The sequence below is a fragment of the Coprococcus sp. AF16-5 genome, from assembly GCF_003479365.1.
GTDB lineage: Bacteria > Bacillota > Clostridia > Lachnospirales > Lachnospiraceae > Coprococcus > Coprococcus aceti.
The window spans coordinates 742,610-760,430 of sequence record NZ_QUGZ01000002.1; the positions used below are offsets into that span (position 1 = coordinate 742,610).

17 protein-coding genes are annotated in these 17,821 nt (G+C 47.2%); 15 read left to right on the forward strand and 2 right to left on the reverse strand.

The window, feature by feature from the left end:
• Window positions 1–43: 43 nt before the first annotated feature.
• From atpE to DWW70_RS08180, 13 genes are all read left to right on the forward strand, one after another.
• A complete protein-coding gene (gene atpE, locus DWW70_RS08120; RefSeq protein WP_004852001.1) occupies window positions 44–268 on the forward strand; it encodes an ATP synthase F0 subunit C in 225 nt (74 codons plus the stop codon).
• A gap of 116 nt (window positions 269–384) precedes the next feature.
• Window positions 385–891, forward strand: coding sequence for a F0F1 ATP synthase subunit B (gene atpF / locus DWW70_RS08125; protein WP_022216974.1), 507 nt, complete (start codon window positions 385–387; stop codon window positions 889–891).
• Window positions 872–1,387 carry an ATP synthase F1 subunit delta gene (gene atpH / locus DWW70_RS08130; RefSeq protein ID WP_055145112.1) on the forward strand — a complete coding sequence of 172 codons (516 nt, stop codon included), beginning with the start codon at window positions 872–874 and terminating at the stop codon, window positions 1,385–1,387. Before atpF ends, atpH begins: the two co-directional genes overlap by 20 nt.
• 4 nt (window positions 1,388–1,391) lie before the next feature.
• Complete coding sequence (gene atpA / locus DWW70_RS08135) at window positions 1,392–2,894, forward strand: F0F1 ATP synthase subunit alpha (protein WP_022216972.1); 1,503 nt, start codon at window positions 1,392–1,394, stop codon at window positions 2,892–2,894.
• 41 nt (window positions 2,895–2,935) lie between these two features.
• The gene (gene atpG / locus DWW70_RS08140) at window positions 2,936–3,820 is read left to right on the forward strand and encodes an ATP synthase F1 subunit gamma (protein ID WP_022216971.1); all 885 of its coding nucleotides are present in this window, start codon (window positions 2,936–2,938) and stop codon (window positions 3,818–3,820) included.
• Between the two features lie 37 nt (window positions 3,821–3,857).
• The gene (gene atpD, locus DWW70_RS08145; RefSeq protein ID WP_022216970.1) at window positions 3,858–5,246 is read left to right on the forward strand and encodes a F0F1 ATP synthase subunit beta; all 1,389 of its coding nucleotides are present in this window, start codon (window positions 3,858–3,860) and stop codon (window positions 5,244–5,246) included.
• A gap of 13 nt (window positions 5,247–5,259) precedes the next feature.
• The gene (gene atpC / locus DWW70_RS08150) at window positions 5,260–5,664 is read left to right on the forward strand and encodes an ATP synthase F1 subunit epsilon (RefSeq protein ID WP_118649619.1); all 405 of its coding nucleotides are present in this window, start codon (window positions 5,260–5,262) and stop codon (window positions 5,662–5,664) included.
• A gap of 579 nt (window positions 5,665–6,243) precedes the next feature.
• Window positions 6,244–6,969, forward strand: coding sequence for a lysophospholipid acyltransferase family protein (locus DWW70_RS08155; RefSeq protein ID WP_022216968.1), 726 nt, complete (start codon window positions 6,244–6,246; stop codon window positions 6,967–6,969).
• 151 nt (window positions 6,970–7,120) lie between these two features.
• Complete coding sequence (locus DWW70_RS08160) at window positions 7,121–7,747, forward strand: hypothetical protein (protein WP_118649620.1); 627 nt, start codon at window positions 7,121–7,123, stop codon at window positions 7,745–7,747.
• Between the two features lie 58 nt (window positions 7,748–7,805).
• The gene (hydG, locus tag DWW70_RS08165) at window positions 7,806–9,224 is read left to right on the forward strand and encodes a [FeFe] hydrogenase H-cluster radical SAM maturase HydG (protein WP_118649621.1); all 1,419 of its coding nucleotides are present in this window, start codon (window positions 7,806–7,808) and stop codon (window positions 9,222–9,224) included.
• A 19-nt stretch (window positions 9,225–9,243) separates the two neighbouring features.
• On the forward strand, window positions 9,244–10,479 hold the full coding sequence (hydF, locus tag DWW70_RS08170; protein ID WP_118649622.1) for a [FeFe] hydrogenase H-cluster maturation GTPase HydF: 1,236 nt from the start codon (window positions 9,244–9,246) through the stop codon (window positions 10,477–10,479).
• A 24-nt stretch (window positions 10,480–10,503) separates the two neighbouring features.
• The gene (locus DWW70_RS08175) at window positions 10,504–11,430 is read left to right on the forward strand and encodes a patatin-like phospholipase family protein (RefSeq protein WP_022216965.1); all 927 of its coding nucleotides are present in this window, start codon (window positions 10,504–10,506) and stop codon (window positions 11,428–11,430) included.
• Window positions 11,351–12,823, forward strand: a complete 1,473-nt coding sequence (locus tag DWW70_RS08180) for an MATE family efflux transporter (protein WP_238050985.1) — start codon at window positions 11,351–11,353, stop codon at window positions 12,821–12,823. The genes DWW70_RS08175 and DWW70_RS08180 overlap by 80 nt, the downstream gene beginning before the upstream one ends.
• Here the strand turns inward: DWW70_RS08180 and DWW70_RS08185 are convergent.
• Both DWW70_RS08185 and DWW70_RS08190 read right to left on the reverse strand, forming a co-directional pair.
• The gene (locus DWW70_RS08185; protein WP_118649624.1) at window positions 12,796–14,901 is read right to left on the reverse strand and encodes an LTA synthase family protein; all 2,106 of its coding nucleotides are present in this window, start codon (window positions 14,899–14,901) and stop codon (window positions 12,796–12,798) included. The two genes, DWW70_RS08180 and DWW70_RS08185, sit on opposite strands and share 28 nt — an antisense overlap.
• Before the next feature lie 11 nt (window positions 14,902–14,912).
• Window positions 14,913–15,515: an HAD family hydrolase gene (locus DWW70_RS08190; RefSeq protein ID WP_055145127.1), complete on the reverse strand. Its 603-nt coding sequence runs from the start codon at window positions 15,513–15,515 to the stop codon at window positions 14,913–14,915.
• A 195-nt stretch (window positions 15,516–15,710) separates the two neighbouring features.
• Here DWW70_RS08190 and DWW70_RS08195 point away from each other — a divergent pair, with 195 nt between their 5' ends.
• Both DWW70_RS08195 and DWW70_RS08200 read left to right on the forward strand, forming a co-directional pair.
• Window positions 15,711–16,361 (forward strand): 3'-5' exonuclease, encoded by a 651-nt coding sequence (locus tag DWW70_RS08195; protein WP_118649625.1) that lies wholly within the window; start codon window positions 15,711–15,713, stop codon window positions 16,359–16,361.
• Window positions 16,362–16,414: 53 nt separating this feature from the next.
• Window positions 16,415–17,809: an AI-2E family transporter gene (locus DWW70_RS08200; RefSeq protein WP_015534650.1), complete on the forward strand. Its 1,395-nt coding sequence runs from the start codon at window positions 16,415–16,417 to the stop codon at window positions 17,807–17,809.
• The last annotated feature ends 12 nt before the right edge of the window (window positions 17,810–17,821 follow it).

Consider the following 17,821-nt stretch of genomic DNA (forward strand, 5'->3'; position numbering starts at 1 on the left):
GATTATCTGATTTTAAAAATGAAAATAAGAAGGAGAAAATGATATGAACGGATTATTAGCAATTGGAGCAGGTATAGCAGCATTAGTAGGACTTGGCGCAGGACTTGGAATCGGTCTTGCAACATCAAAGGCAGTTGAGGCTGTAGCTAGACAGCCGGAGGCAGACGGAAAGATCACAAAGCTTCTTATCATCGGTTGTGCCCTTGCAGAGGCAACAGCTATCTACGGTTTCGTAATCGGACTTCTTGCAATCATTCTTCTTAAGTAATCAGATTTTTGGTCAGATGGATATTTTAATAGAAATATCTAATAGAAATATCTAATAGAAATCTGGAATTGCAGAAGAGATGCGGATAATAGAAACAGAAAGATAGGAGTGGCTATATGATTGATATAGAATTTTCTACAATAGCATTCACCATTATCAACTTAATAGTTCTGTTTCTTCTTTTGAAGAAGTTCTTGATAGGACCGCTCAACGATGTCATCAAGAAGAGAGAAGATATGATCGCTGGCACCATATCGGATGCCAACAATCAGAAGGCTGAAGCAATGAAACTCAAGTCTCAGTATGAGGATACCCTTGCAGGGGTTGATGCTGAGTGCAGGGATCTCCGTGAGAAATCCCGTGTGGAGGCCCAGAATGAGTACAGCCGTATCATAGATCAGGCTGATGCAAAGTCAGTCAAGATGATAAAGGATGCGGAGAAGACCATAGAGATCAAGCAGAACAAGGCACTTTCTGATATGCAGTCACAGATCGCAGAGCTTGCAATGGCAGCAGCCGGCAAGATCGTGGGCGGTGAAGGTGATGCGGAATCAGCAGGAGCTGCCATGTATGACGAGTTTTTGAATGAAGTAGGTGATTCAGGTGACACAGAAGGCAATTAATTACGGAATTGTCCTCTATCAGCTTGGAATCAGTCAGGACATGGTGGAGGAGATAAAGGCGCTTGTGGATGGTAGTCCGGAGCTGGTATATGCACTGGCAGATCCGGTGGTCAGCCACGCGGACAAGCGCAAGGTCGTTGACAGGGTATTTGACAGATTTGGCAATAAGGATCTGGTAAATTTCATGAAGACCCTGTGTGACAACGATGGATTTGACATGATACATGACATATTTGACGAGTATGAGAAGTATGCCAGAGAGCAGCAGGATATCCTTTCGGCAACTCTCTATTATGTCACACCGCCAACTGATAAGCAGAAGGCAGGTATCGAGAACTTCCTTATGAAAGAGTATGGAAGCAAGGCGGTACAGCTTTCTATGGTGGAGAAAAAAGAATTGATAGGTGGATTTGTCATAAGAACGGGAGACCGCGAGTACGACAGAAGCATTCTGGGCAGGTACAAATCCCTTAGACAGAAACTGGTTATGAGGTGATAAATTGAGTTCAATTAGTTCAGAGGATATTATTTCTATACTCAAAGAAGAGATAGAGAATTATGATTTTGACTCCAGGGACAAAGAAGTCGGTAAGGTCATCTATGTAGGTGATGGAATCGTAACCGTATACGGTATAGACAATGCCATGTACGGCGAGATCGTTGTTTTTGAGAATGGTGTCAAAGGTATGGTTCAGGATATCAGAAGAACAGAGATAGGATGTATTCTGTTCGGTCGTGATACAGGAATCAAAGAAGGAACAAAGGTCAGCAGAACGGGAAAGCGTGCAGGCATCCCTGTAGGCGATGCATTTATCGGACGTATAGTTGATGCCCTTGGAGCACCTATAGATGGAAAGGGCAGCATAGAGTCAACGGATTATCGTCCAATAGAGAATCCGGCTCCAAGCATAGTTGATCGTAAGTCGGTCAACCAGCCGCTTCAGACAGGAATCCTCTCGATAGATGCCATGTTCCCAATCGGAAGAGGACAGAGAGAGCTGATCATAGGAGACAGACAGACAGGTAAGACATCCATAGCGATAGATACCATTCTGAATCAGAAGGGCAAGGATGTCATCTGTGTATATGTGGCTATAGGCCAGAAGGCTTCAACAATAGCCAAGGTTGTAAATAACCTGAACAAATATGATGCCATGGACTACACGATAGTCGTTGCATCTACAGCAAGTGATTCAGCACCACTTCAGTATATTGCGCCTTATTCAGGTACAGCGATCGCTGAGTATTTCATGCATAAGGGCAAGGATGTGCTGATCGTGTACGATGATCTGTCAAAGCACGCTGTTGCTTACAGAACATTGTCACTGCTTCTCGGACGTTCACCAGGACGTGAGGCATATCCTGGAGATGTATTCTATCTCCATTCAAGACTTCTTGAGAGATCAAGTAAGCTTAAGGATGAGCTGGGCGGAGGCTCCATCACAGCCCTTCCTATTATCGAGACACAGGCAGGCGATGTATCTGCTTATATACCTACAAATGTTATATCTATCACAGATGGACAGATATTCCTCGAGAGCGATCTGTTCTTCTCAGGTATGAGACCTGCTGTCAACGTTGGTCTGTCGGTATCACGAGTTGGTGGTGCAGCGCAGACAAAGGCGATGAAGAAGGCCGCAGGAAGTATCCGTATCGATCTGGCACAGTACAGAGAGATGGAGGTGTTCACACAGTTCAGTTCAGATCTTGATGAGAACACCAAGGAACAGCTTCAGTATGGCAAGGGACTTATGGAGCTTTTAAAGCAGCCTCTGTGTAATCCGCTGTCAATGGCCGAGGAGGTTATCATTCTGGTAGCAGCTACCAATAAGGTATTCCTTCCAGTTGAGGTTTCAGAGGTCAAGAAGAAGAAACTTGAGATGCTTGAATACTTCCACAGTGCCCATAAGGATATCGTGGATGAGATCGAGGAGAAGCAGGTGCTTACCGATGAGCTGAAGGACAAGATAGTCGCAGCCGCTAAGGAGTTTATCGAGAGATAGATCTCAGGAGAAATAAGAAGATTCGTTGAGAGGTGATTTGATTGGCAAATACCAAAGAAATCCAGAATAGAATAAAGAGTATCAAGGATACTCAGAAGATCACCAATGCAATGTATATGATCTCATCTTCCAAGCTTAAAAAGGCGAGGACAGATCTTGAGAACACGGAGCCTTACTTCTACACACTCCAGGTTGCTCTTGCCAGAATGCTCAGACATGTTCCTGAGATGGAGCATCTGTATTTCGACAGCAGAGAGGGAATCAAGGAAGAGGACAGAAGGCGAGGTTATCTGGTCATTACCGCCGACAAAGGTATGGCTGGTGCCTACAACCACAATGTAATCAAGATCGCTGAGCAGGAGCTTGCAGCCCACCCAAACAGTGAGCTGTATGTAGTCGGCCAGGTGGGAAGACACTACTTCGCAAAGAAGGGAGTGCCTATAGATATACATTTCCAGTATACAGCGCAGAATCCTAGTCTTCACAGAGCCAGAGTCATAGCGGACAAGATGCTTGAGAACTATGAGAATGGCGATATAGATGAGGTATACATCATATATACCAACATGAAGAGCAGTGTGGTCGTTGAACCGCAGATGATACAGCTCCTCCCTATGAAGAGGACTGACTTCGCAGGCGTTCCTGCGGATGTGTTCCACGAGGAGATTACCATGGAGCCTTCACCGAAGGCAGTGCTTGACCGAATCGTGCCAAACTGTGTCATGGGATATATATACGGCGCTCTGGTAGAGTCCTTCTGCAGTGAGCAGAACAGCCGAATGATGGCGATGGACTCAGCCACAAAGAGTGCCAAGGAGATGCTGGATGATCTCAATATCAAATACAACAGAGCAAGGCAGGCAGCCATAACGCAGGAGATCACAGAGATCGCGGGCGGCGCCAGAGCTCAGAGAGACAGGAGCTAATAAGCTCAATAAATAATTGTAAAGGAGGTCTGATGTTTTGAAAAATGGTAAGATAGTACAGGTCATGGGACCTGTCGTAGACGTAGAATTTCCAGACAACGATCTGCCATACATCAAGGATGCTCTTGAAGTAGATAATCATGGAAAAAAATGTGTTATGGAAGTAGCACAGCACGTAGGAAATAATACAGTAAGATGTATCATGCTGTCCGCCAGCGAGGGACTTTCAAGAGATATGGAAGTCGTTGCGACCGGATCAGGAATCAAAGTTCCAGTAGGAAATCAGACACTTGGACGTCTGTTCAACGTGCTTGGTGAGACAATAGATGGCAAGGAGGATCTCTCAGACACAGAGCACTGGGTAATCCACAGAGAGCCGCCAACATTTGAGAATCAGAGTCCTGTCATCGAGATACTTGAGACAGGTATCAAGGTCATAGATCTTCTTGCACCTTACTCAAAGGGTGGTAAGATCGGTCTGTTCGGCGGTGCCGGAGTTGGTAAGACAGTCCTTATCCAGGAGCTTATCCAGAATATCGCATCCGTACATGGTGGATACTCAATATTCACCGGTGTTGGAGAGCGTTCAAGAGAGGGAAATGATCTGTGGACAGAGATGAGCGAGTCAGGCGTTATCGACAAGACCGCCCTGGTGTTCGGACAGATGAATGAGCCACCTGGAGCCAGAATGAGAGTTGCAGAGACAGGACTTACAATGGCAGAGTATTTCCGTGATGTAAATCATCAGGATGTGCTTCTGTTCATCGACAATATATTCAGATTTACACAGGCAGGTTCAGAGGTTTCATCACTTCTCGGACGTATGCCATCAGCCGTTGGTTATCAGCCAACACTTGCAAATGAGATGGGTGAGCTTCAGGAGCGAATCGCTTCTACCAAGGAAGGATCAGTCACGTCAGTCCAGGCCGTATATGTGCCAGCCGATGACCTTACAGATCCTGCCCCAGCCACAACATTTGCGCATCTGGATGCAAATACAGTTCTTTCAAGAAAGATCGTTGAGCAGGGTATCTATCCGGCAGTAGATCCGCTGGAGTCAAGCTCACGAATTCTTGAGGCTGATATAGTCGGCGAGGAGCATTATAATGTTGCAAGACGTGTACAGGAGATACTTCAGAAGTACAAGGAGCTGCAGGATATCATCGCAATCCTCGGTATGGAGGAGCTGTCAGATGAGGATAAGCTTACAGTTACCAGAGCCAGAAAGGTTCAGAGATTCCTGTCACAGCCATTCCATGTTGCTGAGAACTTCACAGGTATTCCTGGAAAGTATGTAAGTCTCAAGGATACGATCAAGGGCTTCAAGATGATCGTTGATGGTGAGATGGACGAGTATCCTGAGTGGGCATTCTTCAATGTAGGTACTATAGAGGAAGTAAAGGAAAAGGCCGAGAAGGGCCAGTAAAGGAAGTGCATAGATGAATACATTTTATCTGAGAGTTATTTCCAGTAATAAGATATTCTTCGACGGCCGGGCAGAGAAAATAGTTCTTCCACTTGAAGATGGAGAGAAAGCGGTTCTTGCACATCATGAGAATATGGTCATAGCTACCAGCATAGGAGAGATCAGGATCACCACGAGTAAAGGTGAACAGGTCATCGGTGTTGTGGGCGAAGGATTTGTTCAGATAGTAAATAACCGAGTTGTCCTTATCGTGGATTCCGCAGAGAAGCCGGAGGATATCGACAGGGTCAGAGCCAAGGAGGCAAAGATCAGAGCGGAAGAGAGACTCAGACAGAAAGAGAGTCTGAAGGAATACAAGCAGAGCGAGGCATCCCTTGCCCGTGCACTCACAAGACTCAGAGTAACAGAGAAGATATAGTGCGCAAAAGGAAAAACAAGCGGTTATGCGAAGTGAAACGAGCATGACCATTTGATTTTCCCTTGCGCCTATAACGAGAAGTCGTTCGGCGTAAGCCGAACATAGAGCGCGTCAGCGCGGGACTTCGAGTCTAGAAGAATCCCGTCAGTCGAAAGTGCAGCGGGACGAAGACAGAGCGCGTTAGCGCGGGACTTCGAGTCTAGAAGAATCCCGTCAGTCGAAAGTGCAGCGGGACGAAGACAGAGCGCGTCAGCGCGGGACTTCGAGTCTAGAAGAATTCCGTCAGTCGAGAACGTCAGCGGGACGAAGACAGAGTGCGTCAGCGCGGGACTTCGAGTCTATTATAAAAGGCAGTGCCAGCAGCGGGACGATGAAACCGATGTGGCGTTGCCTTTTTATGTGCAGACACAATAGATAAAATGTTACTTGACAACTTTTGCCTTTACTGAGAAAATTACTAGATAGTATATGGTGAACTGTATATACAGTGAACTATGTATATAAGAGTTTATGAAAAAGAGGACGTGTGCATGTATATGCACACATTTTTGAGTTAAAGGTATTTGGTTAGAGGTATTTATGTTAAGATTTATTTGGGTAATAGTTTCGTGCTTGTTTCTGATCATGTACTATGTGCCAAAGATGTCGTATTATGCTAGACACCCGGAAAAATATGGTGAGGATATATGTTATCAGATGGCACAGGTTATGTGCAATCATGTGAGACGTCGTGCTTTTATCAAGACGGTTGCCACGGGTATGGAGAACCTTCCTAAGGAGGGCGGATATATCATGTATGCCAATCATCAGGGTAAGTATGATGTACTGGGAGTTATAGTTTCCCATGACAAACCGATTACGTATGTCATGGATGCCAAGAGGTCGAAGCTGTTCATAGCAGATCAGCTTACGGATCTTGTGAAGGCACAGAGACTTGACAAGGAAGACATAAAGCAGCAGGTACAGGTTATAAACGATGTATCCACGGAGATCAAGGCGGGAAGGAGATATATTTTATTCCCGGAGGGAGGATACGATCACAGTCACAATGAGCTCAAGGAGTTCATGCCGGGAAGCTTCAAGATCGCCAAGAAGGCGAAGTGTCCTATCGTTCCAGTCGTGCTGTATGATTCCTTCAAGCCATTTGAGGGATGGTCACTGAGGCGTGTGACGACACAGCTTGCATTTCTGGAGCCGATCCCATATGAGGTTATAGCGGATAAGACGACCACAGAGATCAGGGATATGGTCGTTGACAAGATCCAGAGGAAGCTTGATACGATGGAGACAATGAATTGTTGGTAACGATATATGGATAATTATTCTGAACGGGCAGGTCATGTTGATGATCTGCCCGTTCGGGGGTTACGGAAGCTTGGTGTTGACTATATCAAATCAGGTGAATACAATATAAAAGGGTATTTAACCACAAAAACAAGGATTGGGAAGTAGAGATATGGGACAGAGTAAAGAGAGAAACAGTAATGAAAAAAGCGGATTCCTCAAGAAGCTTATAATAGTTCTGGCAGTGGCGATCGTGGTAGTATTTGCGGTATTTTATGTGATCTATTACAGATTTTCATATCAGGCGGACAAGCTGGCAAAGGAGACCGCCCGCATATACGCATTTGGCGATGGCGGAGAGATGGCTGACATGATAGCCCCGGGATACGTGAAGAAGTTTGAGGATTCGTCAAAGGTTTTGTCGGTGAGTGACATACAGGACATATATATAAACAAGTTCAGAGCGTATACAGATGAGCAGGTCGGGGATATAGATACGATCGAGTGCAAGGTCATCGATATACAGGCGGTGAGCAATATAGAGGATGTGCAGCAGCAATTTGCGGACAACGGAGTTAAGGGCGTGTCCCAGTACAGAAGTGTGGAAGCCGACTGGATAGTGACAGGCAAGGATGGCGGCGAGGTCACGGTACACGTTCAGGAATGTATGTTGAAGTGCGACGATGGCTGGTATGTGGACTATGTCCGTATGCCGGATGAAATAGACAGCATGAGTACGCCGGTCGATTCCGGGGATGCTGACAGTGAGGAGACAACAGAGGCGGAGACCACTGAATAATATTGTGTGTATAAGATTGGAAGGGCATACAGTATACAAGAAAGAAGGCTGACAAAAAATGTATGATGTGAGATCCATGAAGGCAGAGGACTTCATAGATGATGGCGAGATCCGTGAGACGCTGGACTATGCGGATCAGAACAAGGACAATGTGGAGCTTATCGACAGTATCATAGAGAAGGCAAAGCTCAGGAAGGGGCTTACCCACAGGGAGGCATCCGTGCTTCTTGCGTGTGAGATGCCGGACAAGATAAACGAGATATATGATCTGGCGGAGCAGATCAAGAAGGATTTCTACGGCAACAGAATAGTTATGTTCGCACCGTTGTATCTGTCCAACTACTGTGTAAATGGGTGTGTGTATTGTCCGTATCACATCAAGAATAAGCATATAGCCAGAAAGAAGCTCACCCAGGAAGAGGTGAGACGGGAGGTCATAGCACTGCAGGATATGGGTCACAAGAGACTGGCCATTGAGGCCGGTGAGGATCCTCAGATGAATCCTATCGAGTACATCCTGGAGTGTATAGACACGATATACAGCATCAAGCACAAGAACGGTGCAATAAGGCGTGTAAATGTAAATATAGCGGCGACCACAGTGGAGAACTACAGGAAGCTGCACGAGGCAGGAATTGGAACGTACATTCTCTTCCAGGAGACCTACGATAAGGAAGCGTATGAGAAGCTTCATCCATATGGACCGAAGCATGACTATGCATATCACACAGAGGCTATGGACCGTGCTATGGAAGGTGGTATAGACGATGTGGGTCTGGGGGTGCTCTTTGGTCTGGATAAGTATAGGTACGAATTTGCGGGGCTGCTGATGCATGCGGAGCACCTTGAGGCTGTTCATGGAGTTGGTCCGCACACCATCAGTGTGCCAAGAGTCAAGAAGGCTGACGACATAGATCCTGAGGCATTTGACAACGGAATAAGCGACGATGTATTCTGCAAGATCGCAGCATGTATCAGAATCGCCGTTCCTTATACAGGAATGATAATCTCCACAAGGGAGAATCCAACGGTCAGGGATGAGATCATAAGGCTTGGAGTGTCGCAGATAAGCGGTGGTTCAAAGACCAGTGTGGGTGGCTACTATGAGCCGGAGCCAGAGGATGAGAAGTCGGAGCAGTTCGATGTCAGCGACACGAGAACTCTGGATCAGGTTGTGAACTGGCTGATGACCAAGGGCTATATACCATCATTCTGTACGGCATGTTACAGAGAGGGCAGAACCGGCGACAGGTTCATGAGCCTGTGCAAGAGCGGACAGATACAGAACTGCTGTCATCCGAACGCACTCATGACGCTGGAGGAATATCTGGTGGATTATGCTTCACCGGAGACCGCGGAGATAGGCCGGAGACTCATACAGAATGAGCTGAAGAATATTCCGAATGAGAAAGTCAGACAGATAGTGGCCGAGAGACTTGACAGGATAAAGCACGGAGACAGAGATTTTAGATTCTAACACATTGTGGAGGAGCAAAATGAGTTTAAACGATACACCGTCGGCAAACAGAGTGCATATAGGTTTCTTTGGATGCAGGAACGCAGGCAAGTCCAGTCTGGTAAATGCAGTGACGGGGCAGAGCCTTGCTGTTGTGTCGGATGTGGCGGGAACCACCACGGATCCGGTGTACAAGTCCATGGAGCTGCTTCCGCTTGGACCGGTGGTCATCATAGATACACCGGGAATAGACGATACCGGCGAGCTGGGTGAACTCAGGGTGTCGAAGACCAGACAGGTGCTTGCGAAGATAGATGTCGCTGTGCTGGTGGTTGATGGTTCGGTTGGCCTTTCGGCGGCGGACAGGGAGCTCACAGAGCTTTTCAAAGAGAAGAATATAAATTATATAATTGCGTACAATAAGAGTGATCTAGTTAAGGATGATACACAGGTTCAGAATTCAGCGGAGAATTCCATATGGGTCAGCGCAGAGCACAGACAGGGAATAGAGGAGCTGAAGGAATTGATAGGAAAGCTCACGGTGACAGACACCATGACCAGGAGACTGGTCGGAGATCTGATACAGCCGGGTGATATGGTGGTGCTGGTCATACCGATAGATTCTGCAGCTCCGAAGGGCAGGCTGATACTTCCGCAGCAGCAGGTCATAAGGGATGTTCTTGAGACCGGAGCTACGGCTGTGGTGTGCAGGGACACGGAGCTTGAGGACACTCTGAGACGGCTGGAGGGGAATGTATCTCTGGTGGTCACTGACTCCCAGGCATTTGCAAAGGTTATGAAGATCGTGCCGTATGACATATATCTGACGTCATTCTCAATACTGATGGCAAGATTTAAAGGGCAGCTTGATGCGGCGGTAAATGGCGCATATGTCCTGGACAGGCTGAGGGATGAAGGCCAGCGTACAGATGCGGACAGCAGACCTCCAAGGATACTCATAGCTGAGGGCTGCACCCATCACAGACAGTGTGATGATATAGGAACTGTGAAACTGCCGAGATGGATACGCAGATACACGGGACTTGAGCCTGAATTTACATTTGTCAGCGGAACGGAATTCCCGGAGGATCTGACAGGATATGATCTGGTGATACACTGCGGAGGCTGTATGCTGAATGAACGCGAGATGAAGAGTCGTCAGGGAAGGGCGGAGCAGCAGAGTATCCCGATGACGAATTATGGAACTGCTATAGCTCATATGAATGGGATTCTTGACAGGAGTCTGAGGATTTTTCAGACAAAGACGGATATATAAATATTTGGATGAAAGGTGATCGATATGGCAAAGACAGGTTTGGTACTTGAGGGCGGCGGCCAGAGAGGCATATATACCGCCGGAGTCCTGGATGTGTTCATGGACAATGATATAGAGGTCGACGGTGTCATAGGGGTGTCGGCGGGAGCCATACATGGACTCTCCTATGTGGCGAGACAGAGAGGGCGCAACATGCGTTACAATATGAAGTACAGGAACAACAAGCACTACATGAGCCTGTACTCCCTTTTAACTACAGGAGATATATGTGGTGAGCAGTTCTGCTACCACGATATCCCGGAGAAACTGGATCCACTTGACTACGATGCATTCCTTGCAAATCCTACGAAGCTCTATGTGGGATGTTCTAATCTGGATACAGGAGAGGCGGAGTATCTGGAGTGTACAGATATGAGAAAGCCTGAGGATGTGAATAAGGTGAGGGCTTCGGCATCCCTCCCACTGGTGTCCAATATTGTAGAGGTTGATGGAATGAAGCTGCTGGATGGAGGTGTATCCGACAGCATACCGATATTTGCATTCAGAAGGATGGGCTACAGGAGAAATATAGTAGTTCTGACAAGACCGGAGGGATACCGCAAGGGCCCGGACAAGATGCTCAGGCTGGAGGCCGGAAGGTACAGGGAGTACCCTGAGTTCGTTAAAAGATGTCACATGAGACACATGTATTACAACAAGACCCTGGACAAGCTGGAGGAGCTTGAAAAGGAGGGTGATACGTTGATAATCAGACCGAGTGAGACTATAGAGATATCAAGGCTTGAGAAGAAGCCGGAGATGATCGAGGCCATGTATGAGCTGGGTGTGTACGATGCAAAGGAGAAATTGCAGCAGGTTAAGAAATTCCTGCGTGAGAGTAAGGAAGAAAGCAGGGACTACACACATGGACAGGCGCAGCAACAGACGGCGGTTACACAGCAGACCCGATAATGGAATATATGACAGATTGATACTTTCGGGAATGGACATTCCTGAGAGTGTGGATACACAGAAGAAGGCACAGGAGAATCACAGCAAAATGGCTGAGACTCCTGTGCCTTCTCTCATACTGTCACTTTCGGTATCTACAATATTCACCATGCTGATTGCAACCTCCTACAATATTGTGGACACTTATTTTGTCTCAGATCTTGGAGAAAGCAGTGTGGCCGCAGTGGGGATCATGTTCTCTGTTATGGCATTGATACAGGCTGTGGGTTACACCTGGGGCATGGGAGCTGGAAGTGAGATAGCGAGACTTCTCGGTAAGCAGAAGAAACGCGAGGCAGAGCAGACGCTTGCCACGGCGCTGGCGGGAGGAATACTGTCGGGCGCGGTCATGGCGGTTATATTTGCCGTGTTCAGGGAGGATGTGGTAAGACTTCTGGGGGCCACGGACACAAGTCTTGCTCCTGCTGGGCAGTATGGAATATATATCATGCTCGCGGCTCCGGTCATGTGCGGTGCCTATGTTCTGAACAATGCCCTGCGGGCTGAGGGGCAGCCGTATCTTGCCCTGCTGGGTATTCTGGCAGGAGGACTGTCAAATGCGTTATTTGACTATATATTGGTGAGAGTGCTTGGACTTGGAATAGCCGGTGCAGGCATAGCGACCCTTGCCGGACAGGGGATAAGTCTTGCCATAATGTATATATGTGTCAGGTCAAGGTGCAGCGTGGTAAGGCTTCATGTGTCTGATGTGTGGAGCTTCAGATATGGGGTGCGTATAGTGAGAACAGGGCTGCCATCCTTCCTGAGACAGGGGCTCATGTGCCTTGCGGCGGTCATGATAAGCAGAAGCTGCAGGCAGTACGGAGATGGAGCCATGGCGGGCGTCACAGTTGCAAATAAGATATTTGCAGTCATATTTGCGGTGCTGGTGGGCTATGGGCAGGGATTTGCCCCGGTGTGCGGGTTTGCCTATGGTGCAGGACTTGAATCCAGAGTGAAAAGGTCGCTGAGATTTACCATGATAACTGCGGTGATATTCATGTGCGCTATGGGTGCTGCGACCTGGGTGTGGGTATCCGAGGTGGCCGGTGTATTCTTGCATGAAGGTGGCACTCAAGCTATGCAGCTTGCGGCGCTGTCTCTCCGGGCGCATGCCATATCCATGCCGTTTGCAGCTGTGTGTCTGGTGACCGGAATGTACTATCAGGCTCTTGGAGCATATGGAAAAGCCACCCTCATATCCGCCCTGCGGCAGGGAGTATGTTTTATACCATTGGTATTCATACTGCCGCGCATGTATGGCGTAGATGGAGTGGCTTTTGTCCAGGCCGCCGCCGATGTGCTGGCGGGGATTGTCTCGGCCTTTTATCTGCTATATACAAATGAAAAATAGTCCGTGTTTATCATCTCGTCCGATATATACAGCCGGTTTTCAACCTCCTCGATCATCTGATCCACGTATCCATCAGGGATCTGTGACTCAGGGACGAAGTAAGAGGTCTCCCCCGTGCTGGCATCGTACCTGACCTTGTCGGTCATAAAGCTTTGATCCGCGAAGATCACAAGCTCATCGGAATCGGACAAAATGTTGTGTCCTGCCAGGAGTCTTGAGTCAAAGTCGGCTCCGAGAAGGTTTAACACAGTTGGAAGTATGTCCACACTGGAGCAGAGCTTGTCGACAACTACTGGCTTCTCCATGGATGAGCTCCATATACCAAACTGGTTGTGGTGAAGCTCAAAGTCATCACTCTCTATGTCCTTGCCCGCAAGCTCGTTGTAGGTGCCGTCGCTGAGTCCGTAAGGATAGTGGTCAGGTGCCACGATGAACAGAGTGTTGTCCAGCTTGCCAGTCTCTTCCAGCTTATCCATCAGGAATTCCAGAGCCTTGTCAAGCTCCATCTGGGCTGCAACATAGGCTATGGCCTCATCTGAGTACCCTTTTTCAGAGAGGACATTCTCGGCTCCCTCCCTGTTAATCATACATATATACTGATTGTCGTAATTGTAAGGCAGATGGCCGGAGAAACTCATAAAATACATGTTAAATTTGTCATCCTGAATGAAATCCCCATACACAGCCTCCATACATTCGAGATCGGAATACATAACGTGGTCAGGAATATCCAATCCTGCGCCGATGGCCTTGAAGGTGGTGTAGCCCATATTCGGATGGGTTCTTGTTCTGTCGTAGTATGTGGCATCAAAGTCGTGGTAGCCGTAGCTCTTGTAGCCCTGTGCGTTCAGCATATTGCCGAGGGCGTATGGCTGGTAGGTGTCCGCGGATGCCTCAAAGCTCCATTTGGAGGATGCCGGATACTGGCTGAGGCAGTTGGTATATTCGCCGTCTATGGTGCTGTGATACCACAGTGGGTTGTAGAAGTTAGTAAATTCAAAGCCTTCGTGATAAATCTTGTACAGTGTCGGTGTGGCCTCCCTGGATATTCCATATGTACTGAGACTTTCAGCGGTGACAAATACCACATTGTACCCCTCGAACATGCCGGTGTATTCGTCCGTGTAAGTTGGCTGTACCCCCGAGAAATATGCCGTCAGGCTTTTAAGCTCCTCGTCATCTGTCTGATTGTACAGACTTTGGAAATCTATGCTTTCATCGACCTGCGGAACATATACAGGCTCGTCGGCCTGGGTTGATCCTGCCGCCTGATCTGAGCCGCTGGTCTGAGAAGCTGATGAAAAATCTGTCTCGTCCGCAGATGCGGCATTGATATCTGATGCGGCAGTCTGTGCATCTGACTGATTATCTCCAATATCTGCAAGCTCAAATGTCTTGCTCTGGCTGCTCTGAGTCACCATGGTCACACAGTCTCTTCCCGTGGTGACCATGACTCCAAGCTTGTTCATGGACAGTTCAAGTACATAGCGTCCGTGGAACAGCGCATATGGAGTGTAGGCTGCAGTCCCGTGCACTGCCAGAATACAGATGGCAAGTACCCATGCAGCTGCGGAGATACCCAGCTGCACCAGCACTGCCCTGAGCACACCAGGCTTCTGCCCGATGCGGCATCTGCCAAATGAAAACCAGAACCTGTTCATGATGATAAGACATATAAGTGGCAGCAGGAACAGCACTATGATATACCAGTTGGATCGCAATGCTGAAAAAAGCACAGTCCTGAAGTTCATAGCATCCTGGGCACCGCCGATGGACACCAGACTCAAAAATGTTCTGAATATCTTATAGTATACAAATTGTGCAATATAGTAGATCGTAAATATACTCCACAGCAGGTAGGCTATGGCTGCATTTGCATATCTGTGCCAGAAGGAGGTCAGTGCTGACAGGGTAAGTCCGCATGCCAGCGCAAATGTCAGGGGATGTAGTATGTTGCTGCCTGCAGATCCATAAATTGCAATGTGAAACAGGAGCTCCATATAAATAAAGGCCAGCGGAAAGAATATGGAACGCCACAGCAGACCACAGTGTCTGCTTTGAGTTGTATCTGTTTTCATCTGGCATCTCCTTATTCGCGTGCGAGTATGTCGTCAAGTGCGCCCCTCACTCCTATAGGATCTGTGACCAGAAGAGTGTGGAAACCAAGCTTTGCGGCGGCATCGAGATTCGCCTGCCTGTCATCAAGAAAAATGGATTCCTCAGGGACAAGGTTATATTTGTTGCAGAGATGCTCATAGATGGCGGCGTCTGGCTTGGTCACGTGGTATTCATAGGAGACCACTCTTCCGTCCGTGTAAGGCAGGAAGTGGAATCTAGGCGTGTGGAGTGCAAACAGTCTTCTTGGGTAGTTGGACAGGAGGTAGATGTTGTAACCTCTGGACTTGAGATCCTTGAGCCACATGTCGGCTCCCGGGAACATGTCCACCACTTCATCGAGATTGTTCATGAACAGGTCTATGTAGCTGCTGCATTCCGGGCTGAGTTCCTTGAAACGTTTGATGAGCTCTGGCTCAGGCATATCGTCCAGGTCAAAATGATTCCACATAGGGTGGTTTATCATGTTGTGATCAAGAGTATCTATCACGTCCGCTGGTATGCCAAGCTTCTCCATGGTGCTTTTCCAGTGGAAGTCTACGAGGACCATGCCAATATCAAAGATTATATTTTTCATATGTATATTCCTTTCGTGTCGTATGCTGCCGTATAAGTGCAGATTATGTCGTCACAGAAATTTTAACTCATAATAGGACAAAAATATACTCAAATATTTGCGGAAATGCTGACAAATACCTAATATGCTTGTTTACAGTTTTCCGGTCACAGTGTTACAATGATTAAATCGGCAATGTAAGGGGAAATACAGTGTATGATATACGTATTTGTGGACTTTGAAATGAATATGATAGATTCAGAGTATAAGAAGGAAAAGAAAATATGTAAGAGCGAGATCATAGAGATCGGTGCGGTTAAACTGGATGAAGATTATAATGAGATAGATTCGTTTAAGAGTTATGTGAAGCCGGCATATGGAACCATGGCTTCGCGTATAATAAAGCTCACAGGAATAACAGATGATATGGTGGAGAATGCTCCTTCATATGCTTTTGCCATGGGGAGCTTTATAGAGTGGTGTGCTGATGCCGATGTGATATACGCATGGAGTGAGAATGACCTGAGACAGCTCCGCAAGGAGGCCAGGCTGAAGGAATACACGCACCCCGGGCTGGAAAGTATCATATCAAGGTGGAAGGATTTCCAGAAGGAATATGCCAAGCTCATAGGAACGTCAAGAAGGATATCACTGTCGGACGCTGTGTTTTATCTGGGAGAAAACTTTCAGGGGGCAGAGCATGATGCCCTGTGGGATGCCAGGAATACCGCTGAGGTGTTCAAGCTCTCAAAGGATGAGGAGAATTTTTTCAGGATCATGGCCCCGGTCATCGATGTGTACAAGCCCAAGAAGAATCTGACATATTCCCTGTCCGAGGCATTTGGAGATATACATCTGGATGAATAGATATGTAATTGATGACTACATAGAATAATAATGTGGATTATTAGGAGGACTTCATGAACTGGAATAAGAGGGATACAGTGAGGACCGTGATTATATTGTGCGGTGTGGTGCTGTTTGCATATGTACTGTTTAATTTTGATAAGGTGTCCAGTATGTTCAGCTGGCTCATCAATATACTCATGCCATTTGTCATAGGATTTGCCATAGCATTTGTGGTGAATGTACCTATGAAGGGACTTGAAAAGGTATTGTTTAAGAATAAAGACAGCAGACTGTACAGGTTCAGGAGACCAGTGTGCCTCATACTGTCGTTCCTGTGCATAATAGCTGTTCTCACGTTTGCAATAACTATGATCATACCTGAGATGTCCAAGACTATAACTATGTTTGCAGAGAAGCTGCCATCGGCCATGGATGATATACAGAGGAAGGCGATCAAGCTGATGAAGGACCAGCCGGAGATAGTTGATAAGATAAAGAGTATCAATATTAATTGGGATGCACTTATATCAAATGTGGTTGGTATTGTGAAGAACGGCGGCAGCAGTGTATTGTCTTCCACGTTCTCCATTGCCAGCAGTGTGGTAGGCGCCGTGGTCGATGTTCTGGTGGGACTGTTCTTTGCGTGCTACATACTGGCTCAGAAGGAGACTCTGGAGAAGCAGGTAAAGGGTGTATTGTATGCGGTGTTCAGGGAAGAAAAGGCGGACCGATTCATTCAGACTTGTGTTCTTGCGGATAAGACCTTCTCCAAGTTCATCTCAGGTCAGTGCCTTGAGGCGTGCATACTTGGACTTATGTTTTTCATTACGATGACCATATTCCGTATTCCGTATGCGCTTACGGTCAGCATCATCATAGCAGTATTTGCACTGATCCCGGTTGTTGGAGCATTTGTTGGATGTTTTGCCGGAACGATTATGATCCTGGTAGAGGATCCGAAGCGTGCCATAGTGTTTCTGATCATATTTGTCGTGTTGCAGCAGATAGAGGGAAACTTCATATATCCTCATGTTGTTGGCGGTTCGGTGGGACTTCCATCTATATGGGTACTTGTGGCGGTCATGCTTGGAGGTGATATGTTGGGCATTCTGGGTATGCTCATATTTGTACCGCTTTTCTCCGTCCTGTATGCGATGTCTGAAGAATATGTGGTTAAGAGACTCAGAGACAAGGGCATATCGTGGAGGAAATATAATCTGGCATGCAACATCCCCGAGGGGCGATGGAATGGAAGGCTGGATGAGGAATGTGCGTCTGATGTCAGCAAGGTGGACGCCGGGCAGACCGGGACGAATGAGTCGAATGCACCGGGCAGTACAGCCGGAAGCGGCAATTCTGGAAAAAATAATACAGGCAGAAATAGCACAGAAAGAAATAACATAGAAAGAAATAACACAGGCAGAAACAGTAACAGAAATAAAAACTACAAGAAGAGAAAGAAATAACGGCTCATATAT